The following is a 23,434-nucleotide window of genomic DNA, read 5'->3' on the forward strand; positions in this document are numbered from 1 at the left end:
CTTGACGCCGCGACAAGGTCAAGAGCCGTCGCTCCCGGCAGGTAGCATGGTCGGCACGGCAGACGAGCCGGGCGGGCGGCCGCGTGGAGGTCTTCGGACCTCCCCGAGGAACGTCCGGGCTCCACAGAGCAGGGTGGTGGCTAACGGCCACCCGGGGTGACCCGCGGGACAGTGCCACAGAAAACAGACCGCCGGGGGCCTCGGCCCTCGGTAAGGGTGAAACGGTGGTGTAAGAGACCACCAGCGCCTGAGGTGACTCAGGCGGCTCGGTAAACCCCACCCGGAGCAAGGTCAAGAGGGGACACCCCGGTGTCCCTGCGCGAATGTTCGAGGGCTGCTCGCCCGAGTTCGCGGGTAGACCGCACGAGGCCGGCGGCGACGCCGGCCCTAGATGGATGGCCGTCACCCCGACGACCGCGAGGTCCCGGGGCACAGAACCCGGCGTACAGCCCGACTCGTCTGCCCCACCCAGGGCCCCTCACGGGGCCTTTTTCCGCATGCGGCGGCAGACCCGTCAGGACGTCGGCGGCTTCCGGTGCCTGCCGGTCCCAGGGCCGAGCTTCGGTGACGCCTCACGAGTGGCGGCGGCCTCGGCGTGGGGAAACAGGATGCGCCGTGCTTCCGCGAGATTCGCCGCGAAGCCGTGCGGCTCCCACAGATGGCCGTTCCACCGTTGGATCGCGCGGGGAGCATCGGGGTTCAGATGCGATGCCCTCGGGCCGTCGCCGGTCACGAGGGGGACAGCACGGAGCTGCCCGATCCTCGCGTCGCGACGCTCGGCCCACTGGGAGAGCGGTTCGTCGTCCATGTCCGGAGGGTAGTGGGTCAGGTGATCCGGTGCTCCCAGCACAGGGACGGTGCCTGGTCGATCCAGTACCGGTGGGACGCGGGCGTCACGTGGAGCCGTACGGAGTCGATTTCCGGGGCCCCGGCGTCCTGCCAGGCGACAAGGGAACGCTCCACTTCGTCCCACAGGGCCACCGGCCCGCCCTGGCGCACGGTCCAGCCCCCGTCACCGACGAGGAACTCGGCGAACGACTCCCGTTCCGGATCGAACAGGTACCGCAAGGGCGAGCCGTCACCGCCCGTCGCGCGGACGAACTGCGCGCCGGGCGCCGCCAACTGCGCCAGGAAGGCGGGCATCCACTGCTCAAGGACAAGGGGGGATGCCCGAGTGGGCCGCTCGCTGTCCGCGTACGCGGTCCGGGCGGAGAGATCGCCGGCCACGGGGCCCACCGCCTGGGCCCGTGCCTGCATGAAGGAGGAGCGTCCGACGATGCTGCCCACGGCGGTGCCGTCATCGCCGACGGCGAGTTTCGCGAGGCCGGTTCCCCACGGCCACGAGCCGACCGTACCGAGGACAACGCCTCCGGGCCTCGTCTGCCTGATCCACGTGTACGGGATGCGGCGGACCGCGCAGGTGGCGATGACCCGGTCGTACGGTGCCCGGTACGGGTGGCCGAGGAGCCCGTCGCCCGTCACCGTCCATGTCGAGAAGCCGGCGGCTTCGAGAGCAGCATCCGCCCGGGTGGCCACCTGTGTGTCCACCTCGACCGTGGTGACGTTGTCCTCGCCGAGGTAGTGGCACATCAGAGCTGTGGAGTAGCCGGTGCCCGTACCGATCTCCAGGACTCGGTGACCCGCCGTGAGGTCCAGGGTCTCGATCATGCCGACGACGGTGGCCGGGGCGGTCGAGGAGGACGTGGGCACGCCCACGACGGGTTCACCGGCCTGGTCGGCGGTGAGGTGGCCGTCGAGCTGGGTGGTGAGGGTGTCGACGCTGTATGCGATCTTCAGCCACTCGTCCGGGTCCGTGTCGGCGGCGGTGACGGGCCGCCAGGTCCGTCCCTCGTCCAGGAACACTCCTGGGCAGAGGAACCGCTCACGGGGGACGGTCTCGACGGCCGCACGCAGCCAGGGGGATTTCAGGACGCCTTCGTTCACGAGCAGGGTGGCCATGCGGCGTCGCTCGGATGCCGGATCGGTCATCGGCGGTCTCCTTGTGCGAGCAGGTCGGCGAAGGCAGCGGACATCGGGAGGCCGGTCTCGGTCTCCAACCACCCCCACTGTCCGTTGGGATTCAGTTCCAGCCACCAGTAGTCCCCCGCCCGGTCGACCGCGAGGTCGAAGCTCCCCGACACCAGATCCAGTCGGTCCAGGTAGGCGCGCAGTGCCTGGTCCACCCGGTCGGGAAGGTGCTCAACGGTGTAGATCAGGGCGCTGTAGTCCCTGCGCCAGTCCAGGAGGTCGGAGTCGATGCGTACGGCGAACGTATGCCGACCTACGAGCAGTACGCGAACGTCGGCGACCTTGTCCACGCGGGCCTGGAACAGGTGGGGCGCGACCCGAACGCTGTCGTCGATCTCGTCGGGGGCGACAGGGGAAGCCCATCCCGTCACCGGCACGCCGTCACGCGTGTAGGGGGTCCATCGCAGCGTCTTGAAGATCGCCTGCCTATGGGCCTGGACGAACTCGCGTGCTTCGTCCGGGTCGTTGGTGACCAGGGTGGGAGGGATGGTGAAGACGAGTTGCCGGGCGAGGACGAGTTGCGCGGGTTTGTAGTCGGCTGCGGCAATGCGCAGCGGGTGGTTGACCCAGAGCGGGCCGCCCAGGGCGTAGAGGACGCCTCCGAGTCCGTAGCGGACCTGCGCCGCCGCGAACCGGGAGTCATCGGCGGACAGGTGGGGAAACGTGGGCCATTCCGGGCGACGCCAGTACACCGAGCGGACCCGGGTCACCTCAGCGGTTCTCGACGGGGTGCGCACCTGCCCGACCACCGGGGCCGGGCAGGTGCCGAACCGTGCCGAGACCGTGAGGTTTTCGCCGATGTCGGCAGGGTTGAACCGGACCACCGGCACATCGCGCCGGTTCAGCTCGGTGATCACCATGTCGGCGGTGATGTCGTCCGCCTCGGTGGCCACCAGAACCGGCCTCTCCTCGGTCGTAGTCATCAGTCCTGCGTGCTGTCCTGGTCGTGACCCTGGTCGTTCCGGGAGTCCGAGTTCGTGGTCGTGGAGGTCTCGGTGCCGGAGCTGGTGCCGTGCTTGCCCATCTCGACCACTTGCCCGACGCGGTCGCGGAACACCCCGAGCTGCGTCACGGGGTCGATGGCGACCGTGACGTGGGGTCGGCGGACGACCGTCGGGTAGGGCGCGAGCCGGCCCGCACCCCACGGCCGCGTGGGGGAGGGGAGAGCGGCAGAGGCGATCATGGGACTCCTTGGGTTGAAGGGAAGTGGTGCGGAATTCATCCGAGCCGGAGGGTGCGGACGGTGATCTGCCGGCCGCGGCTCAGGGGCGAGCGGCCTGGATGTTGTCGGCCGCGGTCGTCCACTCGACTCCGGACGCGGGCCGAATGTGCGCTGCGGACCGTGCCGTGGGTGTGGAGCTCGTGTGTGACGGCGACGAGCACACCCTCCCCGCGCGAGGCGATGTCACGGACACGCGTGTCCAGGAGCGGGTGATGCTCGTAGCCGTCGGAACCGACCGGGTTCACTCCTCCGGCTCCTGCCGGGCCTCGACGCGGCGCATGAACCTCTCCCAGCCGCCGGCCGCCCGTACCCGCAGGGCCCGGCTCGGCGCACCAGGCCGGGGCTCCGGCGGTGTGTACGTACGGCCACTGGCGCCGGGCGTCCTGCGGGGCAGTCCGGAATGCGTCACGAGGTCGCTCCTCTCCATGGGATGCCGCCCGGAGGGACCTACGACCTCCGAGCGCAGTGTGACCAGTGAACGACGATCCGTTACCTTCTCCCACAGTGGACGTCGCGCAATACCCAGGCGTTTTCCGGGCGTTGGCGCATGGCGGGTGGGAGCGCGTGAAAGGGTTCTCGCGAGGGGAGACCTATGACGTCGAGGCGAAGGCATTTTGCGGAACGGCGCGCGGTCCGGGGTTACTCTCAGGAGGAATTCGCAGAAGCACTCTCGGTGGCCACGTCCACCGTGGTTCGTTGGGAGAGTGGTCGCGCCACCCCGCGCCCTCACCAACGGCCGAGGATCGCAGGGCTGTTGGGAGTGACCCTCCCTGAGCTGGAGGCCCTTCTCTCCGACGAACGGCCGGCCGAGACAGCCGGGTTCTCCGCCGCTCCACCCCTCCTCCATGGTGATGATGACGACATGAAGCGCCGCGAAGTCCTGGGTCTGCTCGCCGTTACGGGTGCGCTGGTCGCTCTTCCCGATTCCGGGGATGCCGCCCGGGGGCGTGCGGCGTCGACGCTCCTGGAGACGGGGGACGACGTGCATCGCAGCCTCTGGCAGGTCTACGCGCTGTCGGACGCCAAACAGGTCGTCTTCCCTGCGGTGCGCGCACAGCTCGATGTGATGGCGAAGGGGTTCACCGAGACCCGTACAGGTGCGGACCGATCCCGCCTGTGCAGGATGACGGCCGACCTCTACCAGCTCGTCGGCGAGCTCTTCTTCGACGCGAACCGGTACACCGACGCCGCGCAGTGCTACACCCTGGCCGCCCACGCGGCCCACGCCGGTGGCGACCACGACCTGTGGGCCTGCGCCATGACCCGCCACGCGTACGTCGAGCTGTACGCGCGCCGCGCGCACGCCGCCCAGCCCCTGCTCGCGGCAGCTTTCCGCATCGCCCGGAGGGGTGACGGCGCCCTCTCCACCCGTCACTGGGTCGCGGCCGTCCAGGCGCAGGCGTACGCAGCTGTTGGCGACCTCGACGCGTGCAACCGGGCTCTGGACGAAGCCGAGAAGGTGCACGCTCTCGACGGCGCCCCTTCCCACAACGGCGGCTGGCTCCGCTTCGACGGCTCCCGCCTGGCGGAGGAGAGAGGGGCCTGCTACCTCCAGCTGGGCCGCCCCGATCTCGCCGAGGAAGCCCTCACCGAGGCCCTGGCCCGGCCTCTGTCCCTGCGTCGCCGCGCCGCCGTCCTGAGCGACCTCGCCGTGCTCGGTGCGCACCGGCGGGACGTCGACCAGGTCGTGCACTACGCGGAACAGGCACTCGGACTGGCCGACCGGTCGCACTCGGGATTCATCGGCAAGAAGCTGGACGGGCTGCGGGGGCGTCTTGCCCCGCTCATGGCAGATGACCGAGTCTCGGCTCTTGATCACCGAATCGCGGCGCTTCCGCGCACCGCATGACGAGAGGGACACGCGCATGAACGACGGCCGGATCTTCCGCGAGGCGTGGATCGACGGTGTGAACAAGCACTATCCCGGAGAGCCCAAGCCCAGCTACGTCACGCCGTGGGACGAGACGCCCGAGTGGGAGCGCGAAGCAGCCACCGCCGTGTACGGGCAGGTGCGCGACTTCATCGAGGTCAGCGGCGGGCACGCGGCCAGGCTCACCCGCGAGCAGAAGGGCCGGTTCGTCGCCATCTGCTGGACCGCCCAGATGTTCCGGCACTTCGACGACCCGAAGCCCGGTTACGTCGCCGACTGGTCCGACCTGCCGCTCTGGCAGCGGGAGACGGACGCGGACATCTTCGAGCGCATCGAGCAGACCGTCTGACCCGGGAGCGCCGCGCGGTCCCGCGTGACCGCTCCAACCAAGGGCCCCTCACGGGGCCCTTCGTCGTGTGGCGGGGAGCGCCGGCGTCAGGACAGGAGCTCCAGGGTCCAGTGGGGGGTGCGGTCGTCGGTGCGGGTGACGATGGGGCGGGGGGTGGGGGTGGGGGGTTCGAAGAGGTCGCGGCCGAGGGGGAAGCCGTGCTGGGTGATCACGTAGGTGCCGGTGCGGAGGGCGGCGGCCGTGGTGATCGTGGTGACGCCCTCCGGGGTGACGCGCTGGAGGCGCCAGACCGACGCCGGGCCGGTGTCCGGGCGGACCAGGACCGGGGCGCGGTCGGTGCCGGCTGCGGTGACGGTGTCTTCGGTGCCCTTGACGGTGAGGCGGAAGCCGCCGTCCGTCTCGCCGACCGCCCACTCCGCGGTGCGGTGGTCGTCGGCGGGGAAGCCGACCAGCCTTCCCTCGTGGACCCCGACCGGGGCCCCCTTCGCGTACAGCCTGACGATCCGGTCCTGCTCCGACATCGCGTTCCTCCAGCGGGGACGGGGGGATGGGCCCCTCGATACTGCCCGCGACCGCCGCCGCGCCCCGGGAGGCTGCCGCGGGGCTCGCCCGACTGGCCCACGCGCGGGCGGGCGCGCGCCGCCGTCGCGCGACCGCGCCCTGGACACGGCCCTCGTGTGGCTGGAGAACCACGGCCACTCCCGCAAGCTGCACCGCACCCTGCGGTCGCTGCTCACCATGGCGGGCTTGAGCGAGGAGCAGACCGGGCGCCAGCTTCGTCCTGGAGCCCCGGCTGGTCCGCGCGAACGTGCCGCTGGCGCAGCGCGCCCGGACGATCTCGTGGTCGCTGGCGTGGCTGGACCACCACATGCCGGCCTGGCGCGCCCGCTTCCTGCTGCGGTCGCTGCTGGCGGCGCCGGGCCTGTCGGCGGCGGAGGCGCGGCGCGTCGTGGAGTGGTCGCTGCGGTGGCTGGAACAGCACGGCGACGGCACCGCCGAGACCTTCGCGCTGCACGGCGCCGACGCGGTCCTCGGCCCGCTCCGCGCCCACCCGCTGGACGAGGAGCAGCGGCGCCGGCTCGACGCCGTGCTGCCGCCGGAGGCGGGCGCGCCGGCCGCCGCGGTGCCGCCGGCCCGGACGCCGGACGCCCGGGCGGCGGTGCGGCCCGCGCCCTGACCCGCCGCCCGGCGGCCGTCAGCCGCGGCCGATGTAGGGCATCGCGGTGGCCATGACGGTGGCGAACTGCACGTTCGCCTCCAGCGGCAGGGACGCCATGTGGACGACGGTCGCGGCGACGTCCGCGGCGTCCATCACCGGTTCCGGCGCCAGCTCGCCGTTGGCCTGGAGGATGCCGTCCCGCATGCGGGCCGTCATGTCGGTGGCGGCGTTGCCGATGTCGATCTGCCCGCAGGCGATCCGGTACGGGCGGCCGTCCAGCGACAGCGACTTGGTGAGGCCCGTCACGGCGTGCTTGGTGGCCGTGTACGCGATCGAGTGCGGGCGCGGCACGTGCGCGGAGATCGAGCCGTTGTTGATGATCCGGCCGCCCTGCGGGGACTGCTCCTTCATCGCCCGGAACGCCGCCTGGGCGCAGAGGAAGGCGCCCGTCAGATTGACGTCGACGACCGCGCGCCAGGTGTCGTGCGCCAGGTCCTCGACGGGGGTGCCGCCGCCGGCGAACGTCCCCGCGTTGTTGAAGAGCAGGTCGACGCGGCCGAAGCGGTCGCGCACCGCCGCGAAGAGGTCCGCCACCTCCTCCGGCGACGTCACGTCCGTCGGGGCGAGGAGCGTCCGCGCCCCGTCCAGGCCGGCGGCCGTCTCCTCCAGGGGGCCGGGCCGCCGGCCCGCCAGGGCCACCGACCAGCCCGCCGCCGCGAGCGCCCGGGCCACCTCCCGGCCGATGCCCGAACCCGCTCCCGTCACCACCGCGACGCCCATGCCGAACCGCCTTTCCGCCTCGTGTCGCTCCCGGCCGGGCAGCGTACGCGAGACGCGTGCCCCATGAACTCATCCGTCCGACACGTGGATGACCTGTTCCCGACAAGGGAATGTCGCCCCGCCCCCCTCGAATACCTGCGGACACCACACGTCAGGGGAGGGGCACATGACACCCGTACCGCAGCACAGCGGGGAACTCCGCGCCGCCGCACGCCACTTCGGCCGCCGCCGGTTCCTCACCGCGACCGGAGCCGCCGCCGCGCTGGCCTTCGCCACCCAGCTCCCGGCCGCCGGCACGGCCGCCGCCGCCGAACTGGACGGCCGCCGCATCACCGAGGAGCCGTTCACCCTGGGCGTGGCCTCCGGCGACCCGCAGCCCGGCTCCGTGCTGCTGTGGACCCGGCTCGCGCCGCGCCCCTTCGAGCCCGGCGGCGGCCTGCCCGCCGAACGCGTCTCCGTCCACTGGGAGCTCGCCCGCGACGAGCGCTTCGCCCGGCCCGTGCGGCGCGGACGGGCCACCGCCCACCCGGAGTTCAGCCACACCGTGCACGTGGAGGTCGAGCACCTGGAGCCCGGCCGGGAGTACTTCTACCGGTTCCGCGCCGGGCAGTGGACCAGCCCGGTCGGCCGGACCAGGACCGCGCCCGCGCCCTGGGCGCGGCCGGCGGAGCTGCGGCTCGGCGCCGTCTCCTGCCAGGCGTACCACGACGGCTACTTCACCGCGTACCGCCACCTCGCCGACGAGGACCTGGACGTCGTGTTCCACCTCGGCGACTACCTGTACGAGTACGCCGTCAACGCCACCGGCGGCGCCCGCGCCTACACCGACCGCACCCTCCCGGCCGTCTTCAACCGCGAGACGGTCACCCTGGAGGACTACCGGCTGCGCTACGGCCTCTACAAGACGGACCCGGACCTGCGGGCCGCGCACGCCGCGCACCCCTTCGTCGTCACCTGGGACGACCACGAGACCGAGAACAACTACGCGGGCGGCGTCCCCGAGAACTCCGTCCCGCCGGAGGAGTTCCTGCTCCGCCGCGCCGCCGCCTACCGCGCCTACTGGGAGCACCAGCCGCTGCGCGCGCCCCAGCTGCCCGAGGGCCCGGACATGCGGCTGTACCGGCGGCTGACCTTCGGCCGGCTCGCCCAGTTCGACATCCTCGACACCCGCCAGTACCGCTCCGACCAAGCGTACGGCGACGGCTGGCAGGTCCCGGGCCCGCTGTCCGAGGACCCGGCCCGCACCATGACCGGCGCCGCCCAGGAGCGCTGGCTCCTGGACGGCTGGCGCGCCTCGCGCGCCCGCTGGAACGTGCTGCCGCAGCAGGTCGTCTTCGCCGAGCGGCGGGACCGGCCCACCGCCGACTTCAAGCTGTCCATGGACTCCTGGGACGGCTACCCGGCGTCCCGCGCGCGGATCCTCGCGGGCGCCGAGTCCGCCGGGGTGGAGAACCTGATGGTGCTCACCGGCGACGTGCACGTCGGCTACGGCTTCGACCTCAAGGCCGACTACCGCGACCCCGGCTCCCGGACCGTCGGCACCGAGATCGTCGCGACCTCGATCGCCAGCGGCAAGGACGGCGCCGACCGCCCGTCGAACTACGACCGGCTGACGCAGGCCAACCCGCACCTGAGGTTCTTCAACGGGCGGCGCGGCTACGTCACGGTGACGCTCGCGGAGGAGCGCGCCCGCGCCGACTTCCGCACGGTCCCGTACGTGACGACGCCGGGCGCGCCGGTCACCACCGCCGGCTCCTTCGTGACGGAGGCGGGCAACCCCGGTCTCACACCGGCGTAGCGGCCAGTTCGGAGGGGTAGCGGACGCCGACGCGGTCGCGCACCGCGTCGAGCGTCCGCATCACGGCGAGGGTGCCGTCCAGCGGCACCAGCGGCGACTCCGTCGCGCCGGCGCGCAGGCAGCGGGTCACCTCGGCGGCCTCGTGCCGCAGCGAGTGCGGGTCGTCGGTGTGGGTGAACTCCTCCGGCTCGGCGCCGTTCCGGGTGAGGGTGAACCGCTCCGGGGCGAAGAAGCCGCGCGGCACGTCGATCCGGCCCTCGGTGCCGGTCACCGTGGCGGTCAGCGGGGTGTCGGCCTCGATCGAGCAGGACAGCAGCGCGGTGGCGCCCCGGTCCGACCAGCCGAGCAGCATGCCGGTGCTGAGGTCGACGCCCTCCGGCGAGAGCCGCGCGTGCGCCTGCACCGAGTCCGGCTCGCCGAGCAGCAGCTGCGCGAACGCCACCGGGTAGACGCCGAGGTCCAGCAGGGCGCCGCCGCCGACGGCCGGGTCGCGCAGCCGGTGGCCGGCGTCGAAGGGGCCCGCGAGGCCGAAGTCGGCCTGCACGGTCCGCACCTCGCCGACCGCGCCGTCCCGGACCAGCTCGGCGAGCCGCCGGATCAGCGGGTTGCAGTACATCCACATGGCCTCCATGAGGAAGAGGCCGCGGTCCCGGGCGAGGCCGACCAGCTCCGCGGCCTCCTGGGCGTTCAGCGTGAACGCCTTCTCGCAGAGGACCGCCTTGCCCGCCTCCAGGGCCCGGCCCGCGGCCTCCCGGTGCGCGTGGTGCGGGGTCGCCACGTACACCACGTCCACCTCGGGGTCGGCGAAGAGGCCGTCCCAGCCGCCGTACGCCCGCGCGATCCCGAACCGGTCCGCGAAGGCCCGCGCCGACGCCTCCGAACGGGACGCCACCGCCACCGCCTCGGCGCCGTCCACCCCCGCCAGGTCCGTCACGAAACGCTCGGCTATCCCGCCCGTCGCGAGAACGCCCCACCGCACCACGTCGCCCATATGCCCGTCCACCCCAAGGGTCTCGATCCGATCGCCCCGCCGAGCTGAGAGCATAGGCAAGGATTCAACGAAACGGAGCAGTGATGCCGGAGAGCGGCCAGACCACCACCCCAGGACACATAACCGGAACGGCGCCCGCCGTGCCCGCCGCCCGGCGGGCCGGACTCCTCGTCACCCTCGTGCTCGGCGGCCTCACCGCCCTCCCGCCGCTGTCCATGGACATGTACCTGCCGGCGCTGCCGGAGGTCACCCGCTCGCTGACCGCCCCCGCCGCCACCGTCCAGCTGACCCTCACCGCCTGCCTCGCCGGCATGGCCCTCGGCCAGCTCGTCGTCGGCCCCATGAGCGACAGGTGGGGCCGCCGCCGGCCGCTCCTCGCCGGCATGGTCGTCTACGTCCTCGCCACCGCGGTCTGCGCCTTCGCGCCCACCGCCGAACTCCTCATCGCCTTCCGGCTCCTCCAGGGGCTCGCCGGAGCGGCCGGCATCGTCATCGCCCGGGCCGTCGTCCGCGACCTGTACGACGGCGTCGAGATGGCCCGGTTCTTCTCCACCCTGATGCTGATCTCCGGCGTCGCGCCGGTCATCGCGCCGCTCATCGGCGGGCAGATCCTGCGGATCACCGACTGGCGGGGCGTCTTCCACGTCCTCGCCGTCATCGGCGTCCTCCTCACCGTCGTCGTCTGGCGCTTCCTGCACGAGACGCTGCCGCCGGAGCGGCGCCACGAGGGCGGCGTCGGGGACGCCCTGCGCACCATGCGCGGACTGCTCGCCGACCGCGTCTTCACCGGCTACATGCTGGCCGGCGGCCTCGCCTTCGCGGCGCTCTTCGCCTACATCTCGGCGTCGCCGTTCGTCGTCCAGGAGATCTACGGCGCCTCCCCGCAGACCTTCAGCCTCCTCTTCGGGCTCAACTCCATCGGCCTCGTCGCCGTCGGCCAGATCAACGGCAAGCTGCTCGTCGGACGCGTCAGCCTCGACAAGGCCCTCGGCTGGGGCCTCACCGTCATCCTGCTCGCCTCGGTGGCGCTGCTGCTGATGACGTCCGGCGTCTTCGGGGAGGTCGGCCTCGTGCCGGTCGCGGCGGGCCTGTTCGTCCTCATGTCCGCGATGGGCCTCGCGATGCCGAACACCAACGCGCAGGCGCTGATGCGGACGCCGCACGCGGCGGGGTCGGCGTCCGCGCTGCTCGGGACCTCGTCGTTCCTGATCGGGGCGGTGGCCTCGCCGCTGGTCGGCATCGCGGGCGAGCGGACGGCCGTCCCGATGGCCGTCGTCCAGCTGGTCTGCGCCGCCGCCGCGCTCGCCTGCCACCTCCTCCTCTGCCGCCCCCGGCGCACGGCCGCCTGAACCCGGCCGCGGCCCGCCTAGACTGGCTCGGTGGAGAGAAACGCCGCTTCTGCCGAATCCCTGCGCGCCGCCCTCGCCGGGCGGCTCGACGGACTGCCCGCCGCGCAGGCGGCCAAGGCCGTGGAGCGGCTGATCGCGCACTACCGGGGCACGACCCCGACCGACGCGCCCGTGCTGCGGGACCGCTCCGACGTGGTCGCGTACGCGGCGTACCGGATGCCCGCGACCTTCGAGGCCGCCCGGGGCGCGCTGGCGGCGCTGCGGGACGCCGCCCCGGCATGGGTGCCGGAGCGCCACACGGACATCGGCGGCGGGACCGGCGCCGCGACCTGGGCGGTCGCCGAGGCGTGGGACGGGGCCCCGCCGCGCACCACCGTCCTGGACTGGGCCGAGCCCGCGCTCGCCCTCGGCCGCGAGCTGGCCGCCGGGGTGCTGGACGCCGAGTGGCGGCGCGAGCGCGTCGGCACCGCGCTGCGGCTCGACGAGACGGACCTGGTCACCGTCTCGTACGTGCTGAAGGAGCTGACCGAGGCCGACCGGGCGGCGCTCGTCGCCGAGGCGGCCCGGGCCGCCCGCGGCGCCGTCGTGATCGTCGAGCCGGGTACGCCGGACGGCTACGAGCGGATCATCGCCGCCCGGTCCGTGCTGGTCGAGGCCGGTTTCACGGTCGCCGCGCCCTGCCCGCACAGCGGCGCCTGCCCGATCGTGCCGGGCACCGACTGGTGCCACTTCGCGGCCCGGGTCAGCCGCTCCTCGCTGCACCGCAAGGTGAAGGGCGGCTCGCTGCCGTACGAGGACGAGAAGTACGCGTACGTGGCCGCCGTCCGGTTCCCGGTGACCCCGGCGCCCGCCCGCGTCACCCGCAGGCCGCAGATCCGCAAGGGCCTGGTGCTGCTGGACCTCTGCGCCCCCGCGGGCCTGGAGCGGGCGACCGTCACCAAGCGCCACGGACCCCTGTACAAGCGGGCCCGTGACGTCGAGTGGGGCGACTCCTGGCCCCCGGCCGACGAGACCCCCGGCGAGGGCTAGGGGCGCAGCTCCTGGGTGCAGCACTTCACGCTGCCGCCGCCCTTGAGGAGTTCGCCGAGGTCCATCCCGATCGGCTCGAAGCCGCGCTCGCGGAGCGGGCCGAAGAGGCCGGTGGCGGTCTGCGGCAGCAGGACGTGCCGGCCGTCGCTGACCGCGTTCAGCCCGAGCGCCGCCGCGTCCTCTGCGGTCGCCCTCAGCGCGCCGGGGAAGAGCCGGGCGAGGACGGCCCGGCTGCCGGGGGAGAAGGCGTCGGGGAAGTACATGATCTCGTCGGCCGCGTCGTCGAGGACGCACAGCGCCGTGTCCAGGTGGTAGTAGCGCGGGTCCACCAGCTCCAGTCCGATCACCGGCCGGCCGAAGAACTCCTGCGCCTCGCCCTGCGCGAGCGGGCTGGAGCGGAAGCCGCTGCCGGCCAGGATCCAGGAGGCGGTGACGGCGAAGTCGCCCTCGCCCTCGTTGACGTGCCGCGGCACGCACAGGTCCTCCTCTGCCCAGCCGTTGCGGCGGAACCAGTCGAGGTGCGCGTCGGCCTCCGCGGCCCGCTCGGGGTAGGCGAAGCGGGCGCCGAGGACCCGCCCGCCGACGACGGTCGCGCCGTTCGCGGCGAACACCATGTCGGGCAGGACCGGATCGGGGGTGAGGAGTTCCACGGTGTGCCCGAGGGCCCGGTAGCGGTCCCGGAGGTCCTCCCACTGGGCGACGGCGAGCGGCAGGTCGACGGGCTTCGCCGGGTCCATCCACGGGTTGATGGAGTACGTCACCGAGAAGTGCGCGGGTGGGCACATCAGGTAGCGGCGGGGCGAGGACTCGCGCGGAGTGGGGCGCAATGGGGCCTCCTCACGGACGGCGGCCCGCGGGGCGGGCCGTGGATCGGTGGAGCCATGGTCCGCTCTCGGCGGCCCGCGCGCAGTGGACCGTTCGGGTGGTTCGTCCCCCGCACACCCGGTCGAGTCCCGGCGCCGGAGGAGGCGAGACGGGGCGTCTCGCGCGGTGGTAGCGTAGCCGCCATGCCCGAGTCCAAGGCCCCCGACGCCTCCCGCCGCAGCGAGCGCTCCCGCCGCGCCATCTTCGACGCCGCCCTCGCCCTCGTCACCGAGCACGGCTACGCGAAGACCACCATCGAGGGCATCGCCGCCCGCGCCGGCGTCGGCAAGCAGACCATCTACCGCTGGTGGCCGTCGAAGGCGGCCGTCCTCCTCGACGCCCACCTCGACCTCGCCGCCCGCGCCGCCGAGGCCGCCGGCGCCGAACCCGGACAGACGGAGCTCCCCGACACCGGCGACCTCGCCGCCGACCTCCGGCTCGTCCTGCGCGCCACCGTCGACGAGCTGAACGACCCCCGCTACGACGCCCCCACCCGCGCGCTCGCCGCCGAGGGCTCCACCGACCCCGAGCTCGGCGCCCGCCTCACCGCCGCCCTGCTCGAACCCCAGCTCGCCGTCTTCGCCCGCCGCGTCGAGGCCGCCCAGGCCGCCGGCCAGGCGGACCCGGCCGTCGACCCGCGGCTCGCCACCGAACTGCTCGTCGGCCCGCTCCACCACCGCTGGCTGCACCGCACCGGCCCCCTCACCCACGCCTACGCCGACGCCCTCGTCGACGCCGCCCTCCGCGGCCTCGCCCCCCGCCCCCGGGAAGCGTGAGCGTCGTCACCGACCCCGGGTTCCCCACTCCGGTCACCCGGGGAGCAGGATGGTGGGACCATGGGCAGAGCCGACCGGGCGAGCATGAGGTGTGAGGGGATAGATGGGCGACGGGATCGGCCGCTACCGCGGCACGGAGGGCAAACTCGCACAGTGGCTGCGCAGGCGTCCGAAACGGACCGCGGCCGACGACGGCAACACCCGCGAGACCCTGCTCCTGGCCGTCGCCGCCGCCGGACTGCCCCTGGCCCCCGCCGCGTACCCCGTCGGCTACAGCTGCTCCTGTGAGCGGATCGGCTGTCCCACCCCGGGCCGGCACCCGGTCTCCTTCGCCTGGCAGACCCAGTCGACCACCGACCGCGCGCAGATCGAGCGCTGGGCGCGGAACGAGCCCCGGGCCAACTTCGTCACCGCCACCGGCATGGTCCACGACGTCCTCGACGTGCCGCTGGCCGCCGGCCGCGCCGCCCTGGAGCGGCTGCTCGCCGAGGGCGTCGACGTCGGACCGGTCGCCGAGTCCCCGGACAGCACCGGCGACGGCGGCCGGATGCTCTTCTTCACCGCCACCCGCGGCACCCCCGAGGACGAGGACGAGTGGTGGCCCTGCGAGCTGGACTGCCATCCCGAGACCATGGACGAGCATCCCGGCCTGCGCTGGCACTGCCGCGGCAGCTACGTCCTCGTCCCGCCCGCCCGGCTCCCCGGTGACGAGGACGACCACCCCGTCGTCGGCTGGGTCCGCGGCCCCGAACACGCCCTGCCCGACCCGCTGAACCTGCTGGAAGCCCTCACCGACGCCTGCGCCCGGCACGCCGCCGAGCGGGACGGCGGGGACGGGCACGGGGCCCACGAGATCGCCTGGCCCCTCACCCGCTGACCCGCCGCCCGGGGGTCACGAGCCCTCGACGGCCACCACGCCCTGGAGCCGGCCCGCGAAGGTGACCGCGTCGCGTTCCGCGCCCGCCGGCTTCACCAGGACGACCTGGCTGGACACCCACTCCTTGGTCACCGTGTTCACGATCTCGCCCTTCATCAGGGCCCGCAGATCCGGGCCCAGCTTGGGCCGGTAGCCGGGCGAGGTGGTCTGCCGCTCGAAGTGGCGGCTGGCGAAGAAGACCAGCGCCCCGCCGTCCTGGGTGCCGAGCGCCAGCGGCGTGAAGTCGCCCCCGTCGGCGGCCCGGTCGAGGAACTGGGTCGCCAGCCCCGGCCGCCGGGCGGTACGGGCCCGCTCCTCGCGCCACCCGGTGGTGTGCGCGCCGGCCGCGAACGGGCTCTCGCCGCCGTCCTTCAGATACGCGGCGTACCGCTCGCTCAGCTCGCCGGGGGCGACCGCCAGCGCGTCCGAGCCGGTGTCCACCGCCACCAGGCCGCCGTCCGCCTCGGCGAACTCGGGCACCTCGTCCCGGCCGAGGATCACCAGATGGGCGGCCTTCCAGTCCTGGTCCGGGCCGTTGCGGACGAAGGCGACCAGCCAGCGGTTGTCCGCCCCGTGCGTGCCGTCGTCCCGGTTGGAGTCGGTGTCGGCGACGAACCAGCGCGGCCAGCCCGCCTTCCGGGGGACCAGGAAGCGGGGGTCGCGCAGCTCCAGCGGCGTGTGGTCCGGATTGCCCTCCGGCTGGGTCACCGACTTCGACTTCAGCCCGGCCTGGTTGATCGCCCCGAGCGGGCCGGTCACCTGCGCGGCGTCCAGCTTCGGGTCGTTGGCCTTGTCGGCCCGGTTGAACGCGGTGACGAAACCGGCCAGCGCCGCCGACGCCTCCTCGGCGGTCGCGCCCGGCACCACCGCCGTCTCGCCGTGGACGGTCACACAGCCGCTCGCCGTCAGCGCCAGCACGGTCGCCGCGGCGGCGGACGCCAGGGCCCCCGCGGGCCGCCGCCCCCGCCGTACCCCGGACCGCCGGGTCTGCCGCTCCAGCCTCAGCCTTCTCATCGGTCGCCTTCTGCTTCTCCACGCGCACGGACGGACCCGACCCTATCGGGGCGGGCGGGACGGCGGGCGCCGGGACCGGATACAGCGCCCACACCGTGACCTGAGGGACCGTCGGGCCGCGGCGTACGGGCCGGGGCGAGGGCCGGCCGGGACGCGGCGGACAGGTCAGGCGGGGGTCTCGGGGCCGGGTCCCGCGGGTGCGGCGTCCCGGCGCGGGACGACCTGCGGGACGCCGGTCCGCGGGTGCGGGAAGACCTCCACCGGCTGCCGGTAGACCCGGCTCAGCAGCTCCTCGCCGAACACCTCGGCGGGCGGCCCTTCGGCGGCCACCCCGCCCCCGTGCACGATCCCCACCCGGTCCGCGTGCGCCGCCGCGAGCCCCAGGTCGTGCAGGACGACCACCACCGCGTCCCCGGCCGCCGCCCGCTCCCGGCAGACCCGCAGCACCAGTTGCTGGTGGCGCAGGTCGAGCGCGGCCGTCGGCTCGTCGAGCAGCAGCAGCCCGGTCCGCTGGGCGAGCACCCGGGCGAGCGCCACCCGGGCCCGCTCCCCGCCGGAGAGCGCGGAGAACGGGCGGGCGGCGAACTCCGTCACCTCGGTCGCGGCCATCGCCTCCGCGACCGCCGCGCCGTCCTCCGCCTCCCGCGCGGTCCCCGCCCACGGGGCCCGGCCCATCCGGACCACCTCCGCCACCGGGAACGGGAAGGACAGCTCGGCCGTCTGCGGCAGGACCGCCCGGCGCAGCGCCAGTTCGGGCGCGGTCCACTCGGCGGCGGTCCGGCCCCCGATCCGTACCGTCCCCGCCGCGGGCGCCAGGTCGCCGGCGAGCACGGACAGCAGGGTCGACTTCCCGGCCCCGTTGGGCCCCACCAGGGCCAGCACCTCGCCGGCGCGCACCCCGATCCGGGCCCCGTCGAGGACGGCCCACCGCCCCCGCGCCACCGTCACGCCGTCGGCCTCGGCGGCGAGCCCGCCGGGCGCCACGGGCGCGGGCAGCGCGCGCGGACGCCTCCGGAACACACCGGTCACCCCGCTCATGCCCAACCACCTTGCCTGCGACGGGTCCTGCGCAGCAGCCAGAAGAAGAACGGGCTGCCGACGAGGGCGGTGAGGACGCCCAGGGGGAGTTCGGCGGGTGCCGCGACGGTGCGGGCCGCCAGGTCGCCGGCAGTGAGCGCGACCGCCCCGCCGAGCGCGCTGCCGGGGACGAGGAAGCGGTGTCCGGGGCCGTTCGCCATCCGCAGCACGTGCGGGACGACCAGGCCGACGAAGGCCACGATGCCGGAGACCGCGACCGCCGCCGCCGTCAGCAGCGCCACCACGAGGATGAGCGCGATCCGCAGCCGCTCCACGTCCACGCCCAGGTGCCGGGCGGGCCGCTCGCCGAGCGCGAGCAGGTCGAGCCGGCGGGCGTACAGCGGGGCGACGGCCAGGCCGAGCAGCGCGCACGGCAGCACGGCGAGCACCTTCGGCCAGGTGGCCTGCGCCAGCGAGCCCAGCTGCCAGAAGGTGATCTGGCTGATCTGGGCGTTGTCCGCGAAGAAGACGAGGAGCCCGATGAGGGCGCCCGCGAAGGCGGTGACCGCGATGCCGGTGAGGATCAGGGTGACGACCTCGGTCCGGCCGCCCGAGCGGGACATCGCGTACACGAGCACCACGGTGACGAGCCCGCCCGCGAAGGCGAAGACGCTGACCGTCCAGGTGCCGAGGAAGCCGGCGCCGAGCACGATGGCGCCGACCGCGCCGACGGCGGCGCCGGACGAGACGCCGATGACGCCGGGTTCGGCCAGCGGGTTGCCGAAGACGCCCTGCATCAGGGCGCCCGCGCAGCCGAGGGACGCGCCGACGAGGACGGCGAGCACCACCCGGGGCAGCCGGATGTTCCAGAGCACGCTCTCGGCGGTCCGGTCGAGCGCGTGCCCGCCGAGGCCGAGCCGGTGCTGGACGGAGGCGAGGACGTCGCCGAGCGGGATGCCGTACGCGCCGACGCCGGCCGACAGCAGGGCGAGCAGCAGGAGCGCGGCGAGCAGCCCGCCGGTGAGCAGCGCGGCCCGGCCCCGGCGGGGGGCGGCGGCCCGAGGGTCCGGGAGGACGGCCCGTTCCTGGAGCGCCGTCACCGGCCGGTCCCGTACAGCTGGGCGACGAGCGAGGCGAGCACCTGGTCGGTGCGGGGCCCGTAGGTGAGCAGCACGCCGTCGTCGACGGAGACGATCCGGCGGTCGGCGCCGGCCGGGGTCTCGGCGACGCCGGGGATCTTCACCAGTCCGTCGACGCCGCCGACCGACTGGAGCCCTTTGGTCATGACGAGGAGGGCGTCCGGCGCCGCCGCGGCGAGCGCCTCGCTGGTGACGGGGGTGAAGTCCTTCGTCAGACCGGACTCCTTGCCCGCGTCGACGGCCCCGGCGGCCTCCAGGAGCGAACTCGCCCCGGACGCGGCGCCGCCGAGCAGGTAGACGGCGGCGGAGCCGCGCAGGTAGAGGAAGGCGACGCGCGGCCGGTCCGCGTGGGCCGGGATCTTCTTCCGTACGGCGTCGAGCCTCCGGTCGGTCCGCTCGCGCAGTTCGGTGCCGGCGGCGGGCACGCCGAGCGCGGCGGCGACGTCGTCGATGCGGGGGCCGATGTCGCCGAGGTCCTGCGCGGGCGGGACGACGACCAGCGGGACGCCCGCGTCGCGGATCTGGGCGACGGCCTCGGCGGGGCCGGTGGTCGACTCGGCGAGCACGAGGGTGGGCCGCAGGGAGAGGACGCTCTCGGCGGAGACGTCGTGGGCGCGGGTCACCACCGGGAGGTCCGCGGCCTGTTCGAAGGTGGCGGTGACGTCGCGGGCCACCACGCGGTCGCCGAGGCCGAGGGTGAAGACGATCTCGCTGAGCGAGCCGCTGAGCGGCACGATCCGGTCGGCGGAGCCGACGGTGACCTTGCGGCCGTCGGCGGAGGCCACGGTGACGGGGAGCCGGGGGGAGGCGGGGGAGGGGAGCGGTTCGACCCGGTCGGCCGGCGCGGCGGCCGTGGTGCCGGCCGCGGGGGCGGACCGGGCGCCGGAGGTGCTCGCGCCTCCGCACCCGGTCGCCGTGAGGGCGAGGGCGATCACTGCTGTCAGCGCTCCCGCGAGGCGAGTTCTGCGCACCGGACACCGTCCTGTCGTTCCGCTTCGAGGGTCGTCGCCCGGTGTCCGGCGGGAAGGGTTCCGCCCCGGGCTGGATGTAGCTTAGGTTAGCCTTACCTAAGTCGCCAGCCCTCGGAGGGGTGCTCCATGCCGCTGTCCCGACCCTGCCGCGCACGGGTCCCGGCCCTCGTCGCCACGCTCCTCGCCGCGCTGCTCGCCGCCCTTGTGCCGGCCGTCGCCGCGCAGGCGGAGAGCAGCCCGGTGCGCGGCGGCCGGCTCGACTGGGGCATCAAGTCCTCCTTCCAGAGCTACGTCACCGGGCCCATCGCCCAGGGCAGCTGGAACCTCACCGGCGGCGCCGCCACGGTCGGCGCCCAGTACCGCTTCCACTCCGCCCAGGGCGCGTACGACCCCGCCACCGGCGCCTTCGAGGCCGCCTTCGGCGGCGGCGTCCGCTTCACCGGACACCGCAAGGCCGACGGCACGAACGAACTCGACCTCACCCTCGGCAGCCCCCGCGTCCGCGTCCGGAACGGCACCGGCACCCTCTACGCCGACATGACGAGCAAGGCCAAGGGCACCGGACGCACGACCGTCCGGACCCAGGTGCCGCTCGCCACCCTGGACCTCGGCGGCCTCGACATGCGCGGCGGCACCGGCTCCGTCTCCCTCGCGAACGTCCCCGCCACCCTCACCGCCCAGGGCGCCGCCGCCTTCGCCGGCTACTACCCGGCCGGCACCGCGCTCGACCCGATCAGCCTCACCGTCGACGTACCGGCCGCACCCACCGCCAAGTCGCCCTCCACCACCCCCGGTTCGCGGCCAAAGCCCAAGGCGTTCGCCACCGCCGCCCCCGCCCTGAGGACCGCCGCCGTCGACTGGGGCGTCCGCCGCACCTTCCGCGAGTACGTCACCGGCACCGTCGCCCGGGGGAAGTGGACGCTCTCCGGCGGCGCCCAGGACGGCGGAGCGCTCTTCCGCTTCCCGTCCGGCACCGGCGCGTACGACCCCCGGACCGGCACCCTCGACGCCGCCTTCACCGGGAGCGTCCGCTTCACCGGCAGCCACCTGGACCTCACCCTCGCCGGCGTCACCGTGAAGGTGGCCGGCGGCACGGGCACCCTCGTCGCCGACGTCACCAGCGCCGGGAGGACCGAACGGGACGTGCCCCTCGTGACCTTCGCCGCGCGCGGCCTCGTCCCGGAGAACGGACTCGCCGCCGTCACCGAGGCGCCCGCCGTCCTCACCGAGCAAGGCGCCCGCGCCTTCGGCGGGATGTACCGGGCGGGCACCGCGATGGACCCGGTCTCCCTCGCCGTCTCTGTCGACCCGGCCGCCGCGCTCCCCGCCCTCCCCGACCTCGGCAGCGCCCCCACCGCCGCGCCCACCCCGTCCGCGCCCGCCACCCCGCCGGCCTCCGCCGCGCCCGTGGCGGCGCCCGCGGACTCCGGCACGTCCGCCGGCGTCTACGCCGCCGCCGGCGCGGGCCTCCTGGCCGCCGCCGTCGCCGCGTACGCCCTCCTGCGCCGCCGCCGCGCCGCCCGCGCGGCCGGCCCCACCGACTGATCACCCGACCGGTCCTTCCGGCCGGTCACCCCGACCGGTCCGTCCGACGGACCCACCGCAAGTGCCCCTGCGCCACCCCCCGTTCCCGCCGAGGAGAGACCCCCGACATGGCCATCCGCATGCGCCGCCCCGTCACGCTGGCCGCCGCCGTCACCACGGCCGCCGCCCTGGGCGCCGGCGCCCTGACCCTCGCGCTGCCCGCAGCCGCCGCCGACACCCCCGCCCCGCCGGTCCCGCTCGTGGACGGCACCCTGGACTGGGGCGTCAAGCAGTCCTTCCGCTCGTACCTCGCGCAGCCCTTCGCCAAGGGGAGGACCACCCTGGAGGGCGGCGCGACCCAGGCCCCCGGCAACGGCGTCTTCACCTTCCCCGGCGGCACCGGCAGTTACGACACGGCGACCCACGCCACCGCCACCGCCTTCCAGGGCGGCGTCCGCTTCGAGGCCCACGACGGCGCGCTCGACATCCGGATCTCCGACGTGCGGCTCCGCACCGCCGGCTCCGCCGCGCCCACCGGCGAGATCACCGCCGACGTCGTCACCAAGGAGAAGGACGGCTCCGTCACCACCCGCGACGACGTCTCCTTCGCCGCGCTCGACATGACCGGCGTCCGCCCCGGCCAGGGCGCGGGCGGCGCGATGGTCTTCAAGGACATACCGGCCCGGCTCACCGAGGACGGCGCCGCCGCCTTCGCCGGCTTCTACAAGAAGGGCGACGCCCTCGACCCCGCCACCCTCACCGTGAAGGCCGGCGCCCGTCCGACCACTCCGCCCACGACCCCGCCGACCACACCCCCGACCACCCCGCCCACGACCCCTCCCACCACGGCGCCCACGACCGCACCCACCACCGCACCCACGACCCCCGCGCCGACCACCACCGCCCCGTCCCCGACCACCACCGCCACCACGGCCCCGACCACCGCGCCTCCCGCCACGGCCCCCGCGACCGCCCCCGCCGAGGACCCGGCCGGCGTCGTCGCCGGGCGGCTGACCTGGGGCGTCCTGGAGCGCTGGCGGGAGTACGTGGACGAGCGCTGCGGCGGCACCGTCACCCCGGCCGCCGGAGCGACGGCCGCCGGCTCCGCGTACGCCTTCCCGGTGGACGAGGCCGTGCTCGACGCCGACGCCCGCACCCTCACCGCCTCCTTCACCGGCCGCGTCGACTTCGTCTGCGCCGCGCACGGCATCGACTGGCGGATCAGCGGCCTGAAGCTCACCGCCGACGGCACCGCCGGCACCCTCACCGCCGACGTCACCACCGCCTCCGGCACGCGGAAGGGCGTGCGGTTCGCCGCGCTCGACCTGGCGAAGGCCGACTGGACCGCGAAGGACGAGGTCGTCACCCTCGCCGCCCTCCCGGCGAAGCTGACGGCCGAGGGCGCCGCCCTCTTCTCCGCCCCCGGCGGCGCCTCGTACTACGACGCGGGCCTCGCCCTCGACCCGGTGACCGTCTCCCTCGCCCTCGCCCTCGGCGCGGACGCCACCCTCCCGCCGGCCACCCCCGGTACGGCCGCGTCCGCCGGCACCGGCGCGACCGGCACCGGCACGACGGGCTCCGGCACCACGGGCGGCTCGGACGGCGCGGGCACGGGCTCGACCGGTGCCGGCACCGTCGGAGGCGCGGGCGCGGTCAGCGGGGCCGGGAGCGTCGGCGGCGGGGCAGGCGCGCTCGCCGCCACTGGCTCCTCCGCCCCGACCGGCGTGCTCGCGGGCGCCGCCGCGCTGATCGTCGCCGCCGGAGGTGCCGTCGTCGTCGCGGCCCGCCGCCGTACCGGAGCCGCAGAGAGCTGACCCGCGGCGCCGGCCGCCCCCACGGACCGCCACCCCCCACCCCGACAGGGCCGCACCCCCGGAAACGGAGGCGCGGCCCTGTCGCCTGCCCCCGGATGGTTCAATTCCGCCATGAACACGACTGGCGCGACCGGCACCGAGATCGACGTCCTGCGGGTCTTCTGCGCGGGCGACGGCCGCCACGGCAACGCCCTCGGGGTCGTGCGCGACGGGCGCACCCACCCGGACGAGGCGTCCCGGCAGGCGCTCGCGAAGGAACTCGGCTTCAGCGAGACCGTGTTCGTCGACGACCCGGAGCGCGGCGTCGTCGACATCTACACGCCCGGAGTGCGCCTGCCCTTCGCCGGGCACCCGCTCGTCGGCGCCGCCTGGCTGCTCGACCTGGAGGTCGTCCACCCGCCCGCCGGCGAGGTGTGGGTGCGCGGCGACGGCGAGTTCACCTGGATCGAGGCCCGCGCCGAATGGGCGCCGCCGCGCACCCTGCGCCAGTACGGCTCCGCCGCCGAGGTGGAGGCGCTGGAGGTGCCGCCGCCGGGGGAGTGGGTCTACGCGTGGGCGTGGGAGGAGGAGGCGGCCGGGCGGATCCGGGCGCGCGCCTTCCCCGGCCGGGGCGACGGCATCGACGAGGACGAGGCCACCGGCGCGGCGGCGCTGCTGCTGACGGCCGGACTGGGCCGGGCCCTGAACATCACGCAGGGCCGGGGGTCGCAGCTGCTGACCGCCCCCGGCCCCGGTGGCATCGTGGAGCTGGGCGGACGGGTCCGCCTGGAAGGGACGCTGCTGCGCTGAGCGGCGGCCCCGAGAAGGATCAGGTGACCGGAGCC

At 74.8% G+C, this 23,434-nt stretch carries 24 protein-coding genes, 1 other RNA gene and 1 pseudogene; 13 read left to right on the plus strand and 13 right to left on the minus strand.

Features of this window, described 5'->3' with window-relative positions:
- The first annotated feature begins 63 nt into the window (after nt 1–63).
- Nucleotides 64–462, plus strand: an RNA gene (gene rnpB / locus ACFVQZ_RS27035) — RNase P RNA component class A.
- A 52-nt stretch (nt 463–514) separates the two neighbouring features.
- Here rnpB and ACFVQZ_RS27040 read toward each other — a convergent pair.
- The 5 genes from ACFVQZ_RS27040 to ACFVQZ_RS27060 form a co-directional block, all read right to left on the minus strand.
- Nucleotides 515–808, minus strand: a complete 294-nt coding sequence (locus tag ACFVQZ_RS27040) for a DUF6087 family protein (RefSeq protein ID WP_383626838.1) — start codon at nt 806–808, stop codon at nt 515–517.
- Nucleotides 809–825: 17 nt separating this feature from the next.
- Nucleotides 826–1,989, minus strand: coding sequence for an ATP-grasp peptide maturase system methyltransferase (gene tgmC / locus ACFVQZ_RS27045; protein WP_383626841.1), 1,164 nt, complete (start codon nt 1,987–1,989; stop codon nt 826–828).
- Nucleotides 1,986–2,951: an ATP-grasp ribosomal peptide maturase gene (gene tgmB / locus ACFVQZ_RS27050; protein WP_383626842.1), complete on the minus strand. Its 966-nt coding sequence runs from the start codon at nt 2,949–2,951 to the stop codon at nt 1,986–1,988. The genes tgmC and tgmB overlap by 4 nt, the downstream gene beginning before the upstream one ends.
- A complete protein-coding gene (gene tgmA, locus ACFVQZ_RS27055; protein WP_383626845.1) occupies nt 2,951–3,211 on the minus strand; it encodes a putative ATP-grasp-modified RiPP in 261 nt (86 codons plus the stop codon). The genes tgmB and tgmA overlap by 1 nt, the downstream gene beginning before the upstream one ends.
- A 280-nt stretch (nt 3,212–3,491) precedes the next feature.
- The gene (locus ACFVQZ_RS27060) at nt 3,492–3,659 is read right to left on the minus strand and encodes a hypothetical protein (protein ID WP_383626847.1); all 168 of its coding nucleotides are present in this window, start codon (nt 3,657–3,659) and stop codon (nt 3,492–3,494) included.
- A gap of 183 nt (nt 3,660–3,842) precedes the next feature.
- Here ACFVQZ_RS27060 and ACFVQZ_RS27065 point away from each other — a divergent pair.
- The 3 genes and pseudogenes from ACFVQZ_RS27065 to ACFVQZ_RS27075 form a co-directional block, all read left to right on the plus strand.
- Nucleotides 3,843–4,025: pseudogene (locus ACFVQZ_RS27065) on the plus strand (multiprotein-bridging factor 1 family protein); the annotation flags it as partial.
- 87 nt (nt 4,026–4,112) lie between these two features.
- Nucleotides 4,113–5,099, plus strand: a complete 987-nt coding sequence (locus ACFVQZ_RS27070; RefSeq protein ID WP_383626992.1) for a transcriptional regulator — start codon at nt 4,113–4,115, stop codon at nt 5,097–5,099.
- Nucleotides 5,100–5,115: 16 nt separating this feature from the next.
- On the plus strand, nt 5,116–5,469 hold the full coding sequence (locus tag ACFVQZ_RS27075) for a hypothetical protein (protein ID WP_383626850.1): 354 nt from the start codon (nt 5,116–5,118) through the stop codon (nt 5,467–5,469).
- 86 nt (nt 5,470–5,555) lie between these two features.
- Here the strand turns inward: ACFVQZ_RS27075 and ACFVQZ_RS27080 are convergent, their stop codons facing one another.
- On the minus strand, nt 5,556–5,990 hold the full coding sequence (locus ACFVQZ_RS27080; RefSeq protein ID WP_383626853.1) for a hypothetical protein: 435 nt from the start codon (nt 5,988–5,990) through the stop codon (nt 5,556–5,558).
- A 287-nt stretch (nt 5,991–6,277) separates the two neighbouring features.
- Here ACFVQZ_RS27080 and ACFVQZ_RS27085 point away from each other — a divergent pair, with 287 nt between their 5' ends.
- Nucleotides 6,278–6,646 (plus strand): hypothetical protein, encoded by a 369-nt coding sequence (locus ACFVQZ_RS27085; RefSeq protein WP_383626856.1) that lies wholly within the window; start codon nt 6,278–6,280, stop codon nt 6,644–6,646.
- Nucleotides 6,647–6,664: 18 nt separating this feature from the next.
- Here the strand turns inward: ACFVQZ_RS27085 and ACFVQZ_RS27090 are convergent, their stop codons facing one another.
- The gene (locus ACFVQZ_RS27090; protein ID WP_030498127.1) at nt 6,665–7,408 is read right to left on the minus strand and encodes an SDR family oxidoreductase; all 744 of its coding nucleotides are present in this window, start codon (nt 7,406–7,408) and stop codon (nt 6,665–6,667) included.
- 166 nt (nt 7,409–7,574) lie between these two features.
- Here ACFVQZ_RS27090 and ACFVQZ_RS27095 point away from each other — a divergent pair, with 166 nt between their 5' ends.
- A complete protein-coding gene (locus ACFVQZ_RS27095; RefSeq protein ID WP_030498126.1) occupies nt 7,575–9,206 on the plus strand; it encodes an alkaline phosphatase D family protein in 1,632 nt (543 codons plus the stop codon).
- On the opposite strand, the gene ACFVQZ_RS27100 is transcribed toward ACFVQZ_RS27095, so the two are convergent.
- Complete coding sequence (locus ACFVQZ_RS27100) at nt 9,193–10,197, minus strand: Gfo/Idh/MocA family protein (protein ID WP_383626859.1); 1,005 nt, start codon at nt 10,195–10,197, stop codon at nt 9,193–9,195. The two genes, ACFVQZ_RS27095 and ACFVQZ_RS27100, sit on opposite strands and share 14 nt — an antisense overlap.
- Nucleotides 10,198–10,280: 83 nt before the next feature.
- On the opposite strand from ACFVQZ_RS27100, the gene ACFVQZ_RS27105 reads away from it, so the two are divergent.
- Nucleotides 10,281–11,546, plus strand: coding sequence for a Bcr/CflA family multidrug efflux MFS transporter (locus tag ACFVQZ_RS27105; protein ID WP_383626862.1), 1,266 nt, complete (start codon nt 10,281–10,283; stop codon nt 11,544–11,546).
- Between the two features lie 30 nt (nt 11,547–11,576).
- Nucleotides 11,577–12,575: a small ribosomal subunit Rsm22 family protein gene (locus tag ACFVQZ_RS27110; RefSeq protein ID WP_383626865.1), complete on the plus strand. Its 999-nt coding sequence runs from the start codon at nt 11,577–11,579 to the stop codon at nt 12,573–12,575.
- On the opposite strand, the gene ddaH is transcribed toward ACFVQZ_RS27110, so the two are convergent.
- Nucleotides 12,572–13,402 carry a dimethylargininase gene (gene ddaH / locus ACFVQZ_RS27115; protein WP_383626867.1) on the minus strand — a complete coding sequence of 277 codons (831 nt, stop codon included), beginning with the start codon at nt 13,400–13,402 and terminating at the stop codon, nt 12,572–12,574. The genes ACFVQZ_RS27110 and ddaH overlap by 4 nt on opposite strands.
- Before the next feature lie 180 nt (nt 13,403–13,582).
- Between ddaH and ACFVQZ_RS27120 the strand changes: the two genes are divergently transcribed.
- Nucleotides 13,583–14,215: a TetR/AcrR family transcriptional regulator gene (locus ACFVQZ_RS27120; RefSeq protein ID WP_383626870.1), complete on the plus strand. Its 633-nt coding sequence runs from the start codon at nt 13,583–13,585 to the stop codon at nt 14,213–14,215.
- A 103-nt stretch (nt 14,216–14,318) separates the two neighbouring features.
- Nucleotides 14,319–15,092 carry a bifunctional DNA primase/polymerase gene (locus tag ACFVQZ_RS27125; protein ID WP_030498120.1) on the plus strand — a complete coding sequence of 258 codons (774 nt, stop codon included), beginning with the start codon at nt 14,319–14,321 and terminating at the stop codon, nt 15,090–15,092.
- Between the two features lie 15 nt (nt 15,093–15,107).
- Here ACFVQZ_RS27125 and ACFVQZ_RS27130 read toward each other — a convergent pair whose 3' ends face one another.
- The 4 genes from ACFVQZ_RS27130 to ACFVQZ_RS27145 form a co-directional block, all read right to left on the minus strand.
- Complete coding sequence (locus tag ACFVQZ_RS27130) at nt 15,108–16,145, minus strand: hypothetical protein (protein WP_383626873.1); 1,038 nt, start codon at nt 16,143–16,145, stop codon at nt 15,108–15,110.
- 165 nt (nt 16,146–16,310) lie between these two features.
- Complete coding sequence (locus ACFVQZ_RS27135) at nt 16,311–17,183, minus strand: heme ABC transporter ATP-binding protein (RefSeq protein ID WP_383626876.1); 873 nt, start codon at nt 17,181–17,183, stop codon at nt 16,311–16,313.
- Nucleotides 17,180–18,262, minus strand: a complete 1,083-nt coding sequence (locus tag ACFVQZ_RS27140) for an iron ABC transporter permease (protein ID WP_030498117.1) — start codon at nt 18,260–18,262, stop codon at nt 17,180–17,182. The genes ACFVQZ_RS27135 and ACFVQZ_RS27140 overlap by 4 nt, the downstream gene beginning before the upstream one ends.
- Nucleotides 18,259–19,272: a hemin ABC transporter substrate-binding protein gene (locus ACFVQZ_RS27145; protein WP_383626878.1), complete on the minus strand. Its 1,014-nt coding sequence runs from the start codon at nt 19,270–19,272 to the stop codon at nt 18,259–18,261. Before ACFVQZ_RS27145 ends, ACFVQZ_RS27140 begins: the two co-directional genes overlap by 4 nt.
- Nucleotides 19,273–19,398: 126 nt before the next feature.
- Here ACFVQZ_RS27145 and ACFVQZ_RS27150 point away from each other — a divergent pair, with 126 nt between their 5' ends.
- The 3 genes from ACFVQZ_RS27150 to ACFVQZ_RS27160 all read left to right on the plus strand — a co-directional run bounded on the left by ACFVQZ_RS27150 (nt 19,399) and on the right by ACFVQZ_RS27160 (nt 23,399).
- Nucleotides 19,399–20,817 carry an HtaA domain-containing protein gene (locus ACFVQZ_RS27150; RefSeq protein WP_383626881.1) on the plus strand — a complete coding sequence of 473 codons (1,419 nt, stop codon included), beginning with the start codon at nt 19,399–19,401 and terminating at the stop codon, nt 20,815–20,817.
- A gap of 107 nt (nt 20,818–20,924) precedes the next feature.
- Nucleotides 20,925–22,610 carry an HtaA domain-containing protein gene (locus tag ACFVQZ_RS27155; RefSeq protein ID WP_383626883.1) on the plus strand — a complete coding sequence of 562 codons (1,686 nt, stop codon included), beginning with the start codon at nt 20,925–20,927 and terminating at the stop codon, nt 22,608–22,610.
- 111 nt (nt 22,611–22,721) lie between these two features.
- A complete protein-coding gene (locus ACFVQZ_RS27160; protein ID WP_030498113.1) occupies nt 22,722–23,399 on the plus strand; it encodes a PhzF family phenazine biosynthesis protein in 678 nt (225 codons plus the stop codon).
- The last annotated feature ends 35 nt before the right edge of the window (nt 23,400–23,434 follow it).

This window comes from Streptomyces sp. NPDC057854 (assembly GCF_042797055.1).
Taxonomy (GTDB): Bacteria; Actinomycetota; Actinomycetes; order Streptomycetales; family Streptomycetaceae; genus Streptomyces.